Genomic DNA, 12,271 nt, shown 5'->3' on the forward strand with positions numbered 1-12,271 from the left:
GCTCAGCACGAAACATTCAAACAATACCCCGCATTTGAGTGTATGCTTCTCAAGAACCTTTGGGGCTGATCGCGTCGCTTACAGTCGGCGAGCTAGCAAAGGGGACAAAAGTATTCAGTGGGAAGTAAATTCATGCTGAACTTTTTCAAGGCCATTAATGCTCAAATATTCGTTAAAATTGTCGAAGAGGCTGCCAATCTTGTTAAAAAAATCCGAATAATCAATATGCTGGACTATTTCATCCTCACTGCATGTTACTGCTTCAGAGAGAGGTATAGATGGTAAATTACAGAACTCTACCAATTCCTTTGTTCGCGCATCATGTGTCAGCCACAAAGCTGGCTTTCCACTTAAGATAGAAGCCATATTTACATGAAACCGAGTCCCATAAGTGTAAGCGACACACTCTTTGTTGAAGGTATACCACTCTTTGGTAGTTCGAAATAGTCGATAATATCTTTGATAGAAGGCAAATATCTCTTCAACTGTATCTATATTGTAATATTTGCGTTTTCGAATACCATTCAAGAAGTATGGCAACTCAGGAAGTTCCGGGTTTCCGCCCTTCATGAGTTCCAAATGAAACTTGTGCATAAATTTTGATACAGGCTCGACCAAAAAATGGCTATGACTAATGCCTCTCGCTAACAATAGACGCTCGTCTTCTCTCCCCATATTTGTGACATTAAAGCTAGGCCTGCCACTTAGATTCTCTAACTTGCAATTTTCTTGCAGCTCTAATAGCTCTTGAGGCTTGGAGAAAAGTGAAGGGCAGCCTGTCACAAACACATTTTTAATACCGCAGCACTTCTCAATAACGCTCTTAGTAAACTCCCCTCTAACGCCGAGGGCCTCTGCACGATGTGACAAGTACTGCAGAAGCTCTACTGCTTCTGGGCAGAGCGATGCATTTTCAAGATCTCTATGTTTAGCCTGAATTCCAAGACCAAAGACTACTATTGGTACTTCATACTGTTCCAAAGAGCGCCTAAACCGCACATACTTTTCTCCATCTGGCTTATCTAGTGAAAGCGTATTTGCCAAGGTCACCACTAAATGAGAGCATTTGCTGTTTACGAAATCCTTGAAGCTTCTTTCGCCTGAAAACTTGTAGCTATTGTGCGTGGAGTGGACTGCATAGCTATAAAGCTCCAATGGTGCATTTGCATGTATCATATTGCCTGAGTTTTCAGGCATTTCTAGCGGAAACTTCCCCGGCAGCTCGGGCAAGCAACCTATCACACCTATATACACGATAACTCCTATTACTCAGAAATTAATGAATCGCTTTCTTTAAAATTCTTGACCAGAAAACCCCAGGCTCGCATCGATAACTAACGTAAGCCTACTGCTCCTCGAAAAACAGCGCACTATCAAACACATACTTGCGGCATGCATCATCAGCAGTCAAAGGAGCATAGCGCCACTTATGAACTCCCTGCCTTTTCAATGATTCATTGACAACCTTAAAGTGGTTTTCCTTTTGCACAGCTAGCTTTTTAATGGAAGTATTTTCACCGTGTAAAACACGGTTATAACAGATCCTATTGATGTGTTTAAATGGACCAACCTCACTCAACTTAAGATACATATCATAGTCAACCGCATTTTCAATTTCCTCTGAAAATCCCGACGTTAACTTCCACGCACGAATAGTAAACATTCTGAAGTGATGACAAATCATTGACGTGGTTAATTTTTCCCGAGAAAAACTCGGCCAATTGTAACCATTTTGAATCAAGCTCCCATCAGAATTCACGTTCCTATTTGTGCTATAAACACACGCCAACTTAGGGTCACGCCCAAATTCTTTCAGGCATAATTCTACTGCGTCGGGTTCCAGGTAATCATCTGAATCCAGCTGACCTATGTAGTACCCGCGGCAATTCCTGACAGCAGAATTTGAGGCAGAAGCTATCCCACCGTTCTTCTTCGTGAAGAATCGTACCCGTGGATTATTTCCGTAAAGCTCATTGAGGAGCTCAAAAGTCCCATCTGTTGATCCATCGTCACAGATGCAGACCTCAAGATCAGTAACCGTTTGATTTAGAGCACTATTTACACAGCGCTCAATAAATTTTTTGCTATTGAAGGCAGGAATATATATGGACACTAATGGAACTTTGTTGATCGTCGCTGATGCGATAGGCTGATGTTTACGATAGAAGTACGGCACCTTTTTTTGCACGATTCCAATAGTTACAGCCTTGCCTGCGGCCCTATCAGTTTCATTCTCTCGACCAGGCGGCTCCTGATGATATGCTAAACCGCCATCCACCGCTCTAAAAAAGCAACCTTCACGGTACAAACGATAACCGAACTCATTATCTTCACCTCCCCAGTCTGTAAATTCTTCATCAAAATAGCCTGCCGTATGCAACCATTTTTTCGCAAATGCTACATTCCCGCCACTAAAGAATCGAAATGGCGCATCACACAATCGAAGGTTTTCTGTCTCTCTAAAATGTTCGAGACGCCAATCTACCGACTTTCCTTTTCTGAGGCTATTTCCAACTTCACTATTTGTTACCACCTCAGGCAGTTTGGACAAAAAATTCTCATCGCCAAAAATATCTTTCGATGATACTCCATGAGTATCGATATACTTACGCGGACCAATAAGTGCCACGTCTGAGTCGTCAAGGAGTAAATCGACATAAGACTGCACCCAATACGGGTTTGGCGCCATATCACAATCCAGGATCGCAACAAACTCGTGCCTAGCAGTTCGCAGGCCCAAGTTGCGCACCGCGCACAACTGGTACCCGTAATCTCGCTGACGAACAAATTTGACATCTAAATATCGTTCATATTGCCGAATTAAAGGCATCAGATCTTCAGCGCTACCATCATCAGCGACTATGACCTCATATTGGTAATCGGTAACCTGCTTTGCCAAAGCTGCCAGAGTAATATCCAAAATGCGGGAACGATTATACGTTGGGACCACTACACTAATACCGACATCTTTTTCAGAGCGAGGAGCGATACTCTTTCGGCTTCTGTGCCACACGAAGTCATTCGAGCTTTCAGGCAACGGAGCTAGCGTCAATCCCACAGGCCAATCGGAGGGGAGTGGGCTTACTTTCCTTTGCTGGGCTTTCTCCGATTGGTGTTTTCTCAAAGCATCATAAAAGTCCAAGCATGCCAGCCTTTCCTCTGGTGAAATAGGGCGTTCACCACTATTTGAAAGTAATAGTTTTGAGATTGGATCGAGTTCCGAAGAGGATGAAAGACCTCTTGAATTTTCGTTTAAGGCTTTTTCACAAAGAGCAACATTATACTCAACTAACTCATTGCCATAGAGTTGACCTGCTTGTTTATATAGCCTCAAAGCTTCGGGATAAACACCCTTCAGGAACAATGTATTTGCTTCTTTAAGGATTGACATTTATTTACTCGCTAAATTTGAAGACACTTCAATTAATTACAGAAAGGCAGATTGCCCCTTTTTCAACTTTAGGTTTCTCTTCGCAATACGCGATATTTCTTTCATCAAGAAGTTTCTTCCATTCAGCAACCACGGCCTTCTCTTCTGGCCTGTTGAAGTCATCAAGGATAATGTCAATCGCACAGTTCGAAAAATGACTCAACAATTTGGGCAGAGCGGGGAACCTCGAAAGAGGCCCTAAATCGCTAGGAGGCCCATCTACTAGCACCATGACTCGCGCACCCGCACCAACTGCTTGAGAAGCATTCTTAAGGCTTTTATCGCAAGAATAATAACGAAAGTTCCCCTGAGGATACTGGTAGTCAACCAGAGGAGCATGCACTAGATGAACAAAAGAATCTAAGCCTTTTCGCTCCAGCTCTTTCTTTGTCCGATCGTAGTACAATTCATTGTGTTCAAATGAGATTACACGCGCAGCTTTTGAGGGAGCGACCTCTTCCTCGCCACAATCACCTCCGGTAGCAACTTCCGCGAGCTCCACCATTCGAGCTTTCTTCTTAAGGGCTTGGGAGCTATTCTGAATTACCCTTGCGAATAGCTGGGTCGATGTACCGCTCCCAAATTCAACGATCAAATCATAATTTCTTCTTTCGAATTTACCGATCAAGTAGCTCGCTATATCCGGGCTAATGGGCCAGCCATGGAAGTCCATTGCCAGCTCTCCGTGGATTAGGTAATGCTGGACGGCAATATATGACTCTATCTGCATAAAATTATTAACCAGTCCCTTGGTAATCAAGCTACTGAGTCTCGACTCTAGCAAATCCAGACTACTTTCCCCTCTTCGCAACTCATCCACCTTTGCTCGAAGGGAAGATACCTCTTCCTTAAGTGCGCTATTCTCTTTGCGAAGGGAAGATATCTGTTCATTCAGGGCGCCATTCTCTTTGCCAAGGGAAGATATCTGTTCATTCAGAGCGCTTTTCTCTCTGTCAAAGGAATACTCAACACTCTTAACATACTCTCTTTCAGCTCCGTTTAACTTTTCCGCGTGGTTCAATAACCCTTCCAGCCTCTCAATACTTTCTCTCAATGACGTAGACTCACTTCTCAGGCCGCTTAGCTCTGCTTGACAAGCCTCAAATTCACGAAGAAGAGACTTTCTTTCATTTTCAAGTTCAGTGATGCGTTTTTTCTGGGCTTGATAACGCGGCTTCATATCTGCCAGCTCCTTAGTAGCTCGACTTAAAGCCACGCCAAGTCCAACCCTTCTTGATAAAGCTCTACGAAACGGCCTAGTCAATGCTCTAACAGGGCCAGAGGCCTGCCAGAGAAACCTACTCGACTTTATTTTTGCCGCCAACTTGTCTAACAAAGTCCTCTCCCGAGTTTTGGAACTGCTTCGCTGACGATTACTGGGCTCCTTTTTGCCTTGCGCAAGGAGTTTTACCTCGAGGCTCTCTTGAAGGCGGAATAGCTGTTTAAGTGCCATTTCATTTTCTTCACTCAACGCTCGTACCTGCATTTCCTTCTCTTCTACCACCTTCCGTTGAGCCAACTGTTCCTCGTACAGTTTTCCAATATCAAGAGCTGGAGACAACCGATGATGGGAGCCTAAAAAAATTGAGCTGTTGACAAACTCGTCCCGGAGTTCGCGTAACTCCGGACTCTGGTCGACGAGCTGGCTCGCCAACATCAGAAAAATCCCCTGCGAATCGTCTTGCTCTGTTAATTTAGGGATAATTTCGACTGGAGGTAGCCCCAGTTTTTCTGCAGCTTTGTCGAGAAATTTCTTTGGCTTTCGATAAGCCTCAGTGGCATCCACTAGAATTGCGCGCTCGGGATTAGATTTTCGAAACTCTAGCATGTTGACAGCACTATCGCTCCACGATGCAATCGCAGTTACTAGATCTTGCTGCTCTTGCATAGCGTTGGAAACGGCCTGTTCAGGACAAACGAAAAACAGGACATATACGTCATCATTAGATCCATATGCAAACTCGCTACTCTGATACCAAACCTCAGGATCAGGCGCATCATCAGGATTCCATCCAAGAGCATTCAAAAGAGGGGTAAGGCGCTGCCAGTGACTATTAGGTAGCGCACCAATGTTTAGGGACATCTAGACATCACTCCGTACAAATTAAATTATATTTTCTTAATGAAAACGCACAGGTACTTTCAGCTAGATATGCCAACTCAAGCCAATCCGGATCCAACGAATTAATCCCGATGCGTAAAAGTAGCCGGGTAAAACTGGGGCAAGTTACTTCCTGCTTAAATACTTGCTTCATGACTAGTAGTAAAACCTTTTCCGTGCATTAGTGATCCCGACTCGCCTGAATAACGATACCAAAAAGCCGTCCGCGCTACTTAAGTAAGCCAGCCTAGCTTCGATCTGCACGTCTCATAAAAATTGTGATCAATCGGATGGATTAACGTCAGCCTATGTGGTTTTTTATGGATCCGAATGACGTCCCCGGGCTCGGTCACCACCTGCTCATGCCCATCGCAGGTAACATAAGAATGAGCTGTATTTTCTTCGCCAATAACGATTTTGAACTCACTGCTGCCTTCAACGACAATTGGGCGACTGCTGAGTGTGTGCGGATTGAGGGGTACTACGACAATCGCATCAAGCTTAGGATGCATAATCGGCCCACCACCAGACAGCGCATATGCTGTTGACCCCGTGGGCGTGGAGACAATCAATCCATCTGAACGCTGCGTATATACAAACTGCCCGTCAATGAACAGATCAAACTCAATCATGCGGATATACTCACCCGGGTGAATCACCACATCATTCAGCGAGGAGCCCTTACCTATTGGCTTACCATCTCGGGTGACGGACATATCCAGCAAGAAGCGGCTCTCGGCCATATATTTGCCGGAGAGCACTTCCCCTACCTTTTGCTCAATTTCATCAGGAGTAATATCTGTCAGGAAACCCAATCGGCCGCGATTAATCCCCAGTAGAGGCACGCTGAATTTGGCCAGGGCGCGTGCAGCGGCGAGCAGGCTTCCGTCACCACCGACTACGATAACCAGATCACAGAGTTCGCCGAGCTTGTCTTTACTAGAAACTCTGGCTTTGTGACCGGCAACATCATTGGCTGTATTCTTTTCAAGCACGACCGAATAGCCCCCTCTCTCAAGAAACGCCATAAGGCGTTTGAGTGAGAGTACTGCGCTATCACTTTCGGTTCGGCCGATTAGTCCGATATTTTGAAATTCCGACACCGCTCCCCCAAGGTGCCCGAATCTGGGCCAATGCAGTTTTATTTGAGTTTTTGCGCTTCACTCAGAAACTGTTCAATTTCTAATCTATCAGCGGGTAATTTGACAGGTGATTATGCCTGAGGGAAAAGGGTGAGTCGAACCCGATTCAGGGTCGAGTGCGCCTGATCAGTCACAGATCAAACAGATTAATTTTTAAACAAAAACACCATGATTTAGATTATTTTTTATACATTCCGCGTATCCCCTGCAGCCCCCCGGTATGGATCAACAGGACACTGCGATGGCGCATATAGCTTCTTCTTGGCGCATCATTTAAGTAGCGCTTTTTCAATGCCCAGATCACCTTAGCCGTATACACGTGGTCGAACCTGACACCAGTAGAGTCCTCTAATTGGTGGATGTTTCGACGCAGTGATTCGGTGGTTTTGCCGTATCCCCCATGGTGCGCATCGGTAATTATCTCCGGATCTGGAACTACTGCCCGCCGATTCCTGCTCCCCCAATTATGTACCGCATCACTGATACTTTTATCTGCCCTGAGAACCGCTACTCCAACGCATGGCATTGACAATTCCAAGCTCGAGCTTAGGGCACCCAGTGTCAACCCCGTACCACAGGCCAGCCAGCATTCATCCATGGTTACTGGGCAGGTTTCCCGGATCACCTGCCCCCAAATCTCAACCCCTCGGGCCCCCTGCTCATTCGCCCCGCCCTCCGGCACGTACCAATACCGCTCGCCGGATAGCCCCAACTGCGCCCAAAACCCTTCTTCCGCTCTCTTCCTATATATAGTGCGAGACACAAATCGTAATTCCATCCCAAACCGCTCGGTGTCCTGCAACATGGCACTCAGCACAGGGGGGCGTTCGCCGCGTATGATGCCGATAGTTTTGAACCCAAACCGCTGTCCTGCAGCGGCGGTGGCGTGGATGTGGTTCGACCAGGCGCCGCCGCAGGTGACTATGGTATCTTTGCCCTGCTCCCGGGCCTCCAGCAGATTGAAAATCAGCTTGTAGGCTTTATTGCCAGAAATAATGGGGTCGATGAGGTCATCGCGGCGGATCCAGAGGTCGACACCAGGAAACAGTTCGGACTCAACCTGCTGATAGGGCACGTTTCTGGCGGCCTCGGTAAAGGCTTCCATGCTCAACTCGGTCAGGTAGCGGATCATGCGGGCTGTGGGATCTGGCCAGATGCCTCGAAAAGATCTCGAGAAAAATTGCGGGACTGAACCCCGCTGCCGGTCTTGACCAGGAAGGCGACGCCCTCGCTCGAAGACTCAGCGGTAACTTCCGCCTCCATGGTGGGTGGGCGACGCAACAGCGCCTGAGGGTCAAATAACGCTATGTTGACCCCCTCGACGCCAGCGGTCGGCAGCTCCGCAACACCAGCAGAAAGGGCACGGGCAGACGGTGCTTCAAAACCCTGAACCCCAACCGCTCTTGCTTGCGTCCCCAGCTGCTGACAGAAACGGTATTCCGCAGCGTGGGTGAGCTGTGGCCAGTAGGCCTGCCATTCTGTCGATTGCAGGCGAACCCCGGGATCAGCGCAGTATTTGGCAGAAAAAACTTGGTGGAAGCTGGTTACAGGATTCGGCGGGGGATATGCCATGTCGCTGATAAATAGCAGCCGGTAATAAGCAGTCTCGGCGAGTACCGTGTCGATGGTTTTACTGCCGTAAAAGATACCGCTCTCGGCGACGCCACCAAACCTTGATCCCCAGGGAAGCGGCGGGTAGCGAAATGGCGTCGCCAGCAGATAGTGCAAATCTTCGCTCCCCGGGAGTCTGGCAGGCTTGCTTTGCTCGAGGAGGTTTTCCAGAACCTCCTGCTTTTGCAGGCTGTCGACAAGGCCGCGGGTGGCGACCTCTTCTTGGGACTCAATGATTCGATAAAGACGCCCGAACAGGCGGATAGCCGACTGGCGGATTTTCTCCCGCAGATCAATCACACCTTGCCCCGCATGGCATCGAGATAGGTAACGATACGCACGAGACCATCAATGCGCCGGGCAACCTCTTTGGGAACCCCATTCAGCGCACGATTGGCAGTGGCAAACCAGGTTTTAGCACCCTCCTCTCCACCCATAAGGACGAAGGCTGACCGGTAGGCGCGAACCAACAACAGGGCGAGCTGCCCTTCGACACTTTGTGGGGCAAGGCCACTGCGGCGACGCAGAGTGCGATCGTCCAGATGAATGATCTCGCTGAGCTCTTTCTTTTTCAGGCCCAGGTGACTGGCAGTATTGAGGGTTGCCTCCAGGAGGACCTGATCTTCGGTGGTTTGCGGGGTATGGGCTGGGTTGGCCATTTTGCCTCCGGGTTGGGATTAGAGGACATTTGACCTAAATATATTCGACAAATGGACAAATTGCAAAGACGGTGGAACCTAGGAGTACAGTAGGTGCCACATCGGGACGGGACTGACTCAGGCCTATCGGCCTTCGCCCTGCGGGCGCCTTCGGCGTCCTACATCGCTTTGCGATTTGGTCGAACGGGGACTCGAGTCCGAAGGTCCGCCATATACGCAAAAGGCCCTGCTCTTTCGAACAGGGCCTTTTGCGTATATGGCGGACCGGACGGGACTCGAACCCGCGACCTCCGGCGTGACAGGCCGGCATTCTAACCAACTGAACTACCGGTCCGCGGTAGTGCTCCCTTTAAAGGAGTGACTCGTGCCATCCTGGCACTCGCCCTGCGGGCGACTTCGTCGTCTTAATCCGCTCCCGACGGATTAATGGTGGGTGGTACAGGGGTCGAACCTGTGACCTACGCCTTGTAAGGGCGCCGCTCTACCAACTGAGCTAACCACCCTTTCGGGCAACTGTTTTTCGAGCTTAAAAGCGATCAAGTTTTCCGACTTTTCTCTGGGCTTGTCCCCCGAGAGCGAGGCGCATCTTACCGGACTGTGAGTTAGTGTCAACAAAAAAGACGCCAAAAGTTTCAAAAACTTTTCAGCGTCTATTTAATAACCTAAGTCGTTGATTTTTCGAGCTAATCTTCCGATGGGGGCGCATCTGCGGACACGGGCGTCGGCAGGATTTCCCCTTCCACTTCAGGCTCCCCGGCTATCTGCTCTGGCTGTAAACGATAGTCGGCGTTTACCGGCTGACCAGCGATGATAACCGGCCCACCCAGCTGGAAAAGTGGTCCCTTCGGGCGCCCGATATCCGGCTCATTGTAGTTGCAAACCCCGTCCGGAAAGATCCGCCGCATGTCATCAATACGCGACACGACCGCTCCGGTAGCCGCACCATATGTATCTTTGGCGATCGCACGCTCCAAGGGTTGCAGGGCGCATTTGAATACATCGCCGGTTATCGGTGCGCCGGCCATTTGCCGGGGTGTACTGTAAATCGGGTAACGTTGCATACAGGCGCCTTCAGGCTTGTGGTTCCAGGCACCATCCCAGACCCCGGGGCCGGCCGCCAGCACATTCCCGCTCGCATCGAAACAGCGATCGGTCGCTTCTACAGGTTTATTTCCAGCTACACCCCGCTCAGGGTTCTCGGCGATTTTCTGGATCCAGTGATCGATGATGTCGAGTGCTTCATCGATCGGGTTGTATTTTTTGTGGCTCATCCAGATCAGCTGATTGTCTGCATGCCCACGCGCTCGCCGAATGCGCTCGCGACTGGAAAAGGAGGCGAGGCTGTGGTGCATATCCAGCTCCCCTTCCAGGTAGTGCCGCAAGTCAACGATGGGAATTTCAACATCACCAAGAAATACGTGGCCGGAGCGGTATATCCCTTCGATGGCTTCGATATCGGCAACACTTCTAGGTGCTGGGTTGTCCAGTCCACCCAGATTCATATTGTGCTCACTCCACACCGATAGCTCTACCGGGAATACATCTCCATTCATAAACCAGAGCTTTTCACCGCCCTGCTCTGTGGGCTCTTTCCAGCCACCAATGGTTGCATTCAAGCGCAGGAACTCATCAATATCGATCTTGCCCTGCTTCAGTGCATTCAGGCCGTACTGAACCCCCTGGTTATCCCAAGCACTGTTGGCGTAACCGTCCTGCCCCGCGCCATAAAAGTTCCGCAGATCTTCCCAATGCGTCCAATGGGTTTTCTCTGCCACAGGATCCGCATAGCTCGCACTGAAGTGCACAAAATTAGGGTTGTTCACCAACGGCACAAGACCCCGCCACCCCTGGACACACTCCGAGGCCCCGTTCGCCGTGCCCTTGTATCGGCTATCAAAGAGCCCCACGGCTTCTTCCAGGATTTTGAATCGATGATCGAAATCTGTTTTGGTGGCCAGACCAATAATCGCTTCACGCTCGGAGACCTCTTTCCAACGGTCATTTCCGGCGGCCACTACATCGAAATAATATTCGAGTGGCTCGCAGTCGAATACGTATATGGTCTGGCTCACCATGTCCGGGTATGAATAAAGCGGTAAAGCTGCATCCAGTACACCTGGAGCATTCTGTGCAATCAGGTATTGCTGGATAGCGCCGCCGGAACCGCCGATGCCAACGGTATACAGAGGTTCTTCATAAAGTGCGGCAAATTGCTTTTTCAGGCGCCGGGCAGTGTCTTCTGCCAGCCAGATATTGTAGTGATTACTGGTCTGATTCGCGGTGGAGTACACAACGGCGTAGCCGCGCGCAAGCTGATCTTCCCGGCGCTCAACGATGTGATTACGACCGATATTTCCCTGACGGCGGCCCACACCGACACCACCGCGGAACTGGTAAATAAGCCGCTTGTTCCAGTTGCTGGTATTGGGTTTTTCTGCGGTCTCGCCATCACCTTTTAACACCGCGATTGCGTAGAAAAAACGGTTGATAGTGCCGGTCTCCAGGCGCACCACAAAATCGGTGGTACGGCCGTTGACAGTAACCTGATCGATATCCCCATTCGCGTCTTCCAGCGGATGAAATTGACCATCCACCGCGCTTCGGTAGAAATAGGAAACTGACGTAGCGTGAGTGCAATCGCGACTATACCCAATCACTTCATCCGTCTGCCCCCCCTGCTCGTCGAGAGCGAACACGGGAATGCCTTCCCCGTTGTGATTATCCACCAGCGGTTGGAGATTGGTGACCTTATTCTCCCCGCACAGAAACGGGTAAGTGGAAGGCCCCGAAAACAGGGTTTCGACGGGTCCGCTTTCCCCGATGGCAATCGGGAATGGAAAATATTCGGCTGGGCGGCCACTTTTTCTTGGGTGATCCCCCAGGTAGGCAGCCTGGGGCGCATGATCCAGTGCTCCCGCAGGAACCCCAACCACCGGCGCTTTCGGCACGCCGGGTAACCGCGGCAGGTTTTCATAGACAAACCAGATGCCCAACCCCAGCAGTATAAAAAATGCGGCAACAACACTGGTTACCACTCGCCGGACTCCAAATCGCGCAGTCATATTCCTTGCGCTCCAAGCCATATGCGCCTCCGTACGCCATGTATTCCTGTGCACCGAATAGACGAAGCCTTTCGTCATCAAAAACTGCGGGCACAGCAACAGTATATGTGGCGCCGGGAAAAGCGTTGGCCGGTTGGCGGGCGAGTTTACTCGAAGAAAATTCGGCAGGGATTGCCGTTTAAAATTTAGACAGAAAGAATGGAGAAATCAAAGAACGTTGATGTCGAAAGGCCTATTTGCGGGAGCACTTTTTCCTGAAACAGAAC

The 12,271-nt window shown here is 49.5% G+C and carries 8 protein-coding genes and 2 tRNA genes; all 10 read right to left on the bottom strand.

Annotation, left to right across the window (positions count from 1 at the left end; translation table 11 throughout):
* Positions 1 to 114: 114 nt before the first annotated feature.
* The 10 genes from AU11_RS03760 to AU11_RS03805 all read right to left on the bottom strand — a co-directional run bounded on the left by AU11_RS03760 (position 115) and on the right by AU11_RS03805 (position 11,978).
* Complete coding sequence (locus tag AU11_RS03760) at positions 115 to 1,254, bottom strand: polysaccharide pyruvyl transferase family protein (protein ID WP_197023755.1); 1,140 nt, start codon at positions 1,252 to 1,254, stop codon at positions 115 to 117.
* A 91-nt stretch (positions 1,255 to 1,345) separates the two neighbouring features.
* Entirely contained in the window at positions 1,346 to 3,391 is a 2,046-nt protein-coding gene (locus AU11_RS03765; protein ID WP_043316538.1) for a glycosyltransferase, read from the bottom strand.
* Between the two features lie 28 nt (positions 3,392 to 3,419).
* On the bottom strand, positions 3,420 to 5,513 hold the full coding sequence (locus AU11_RS03770) for a hypothetical protein (protein ID WP_043316539.1): 2,094 nt from the start codon (positions 5,511 to 5,513) through the stop codon (positions 3,420 to 3,422).
* A 251-nt stretch (positions 5,514 to 5,764) separates the two neighbouring features.
* Complete coding sequence (locus AU11_RS03775; RefSeq protein ID WP_043316541.1) at positions 5,765 to 6,634, bottom strand: NAD(+) kinase; 870 nt, start codon at positions 6,632 to 6,634, stop codon at positions 5,765 to 5,767.
* A gap of 217 nt (positions 6,635 to 6,851) precedes the next feature.
* Positions 6,852 to 7,805: a 1-aminocyclopropane-1-carboxylate deaminase/D-cysteine desulfhydrase gene (locus AU11_RS03780; protein WP_051686923.1), complete on the bottom strand. Its 954-nt coding sequence runs from the start codon at positions 7,803 to 7,805 to the stop codon at positions 6,852 to 6,854.
* Complete coding sequence (locus AU11_RS03785; protein WP_051686924.1) at positions 7,802 to 8,584, bottom strand: RES family NAD+ phosphorylase; 783 nt, start codon at positions 8,582 to 8,584, stop codon at positions 7,802 to 7,804. Before AU11_RS03785 ends, AU11_RS03780 begins: the two co-directional genes overlap by 4 nt.
* Positions 8,581 to 8,943 (bottom strand): MbcA/ParS/Xre antitoxin family protein, encoded by a 363-nt coding sequence (locus AU11_RS03790; protein WP_043316544.1) that lies wholly within the window; start codon positions 8,941 to 8,943, stop codon positions 8,581 to 8,583. The genes AU11_RS03785 and AU11_RS03790 overlap by 4 nt, the downstream gene beginning before the upstream one ends.
* 257 nt (positions 8,944 to 9,200) lie before the next feature.
* Positions 9,201 to 9,277: transfer RNA gene (locus AU11_RS03795), tRNA-Asp, on the bottom strand.
* Between the two features lie 93 nt (positions 9,278 to 9,370).
* Positions 9,371 to 9,446: transfer RNA gene (locus AU11_RS03800), tRNA-Val, on the bottom strand.
* A 180-nt stretch (positions 9,447 to 9,626) separates the two neighbouring features.
* Positions 9,627 to 11,978: a DUF6351 family protein gene (locus AU11_RS03805; RefSeq protein WP_231491521.1), complete on the bottom strand. Its 2,352-nt coding sequence runs from the start codon at positions 11,976 to 11,978 to the stop codon at positions 9,627 to 9,629.
* Positions 11,979 to 12,271: the final 293 nt, after the last annotated feature.

This window comes from Microbulbifer sp. HZ11 (genome assembly GCF_000708675.1).
Lineage (GTDB): Bacteria > Pseudomonadota > Gammaproteobacteria > Pseudomonadales > Cellvibrionaceae > Microbulbifer.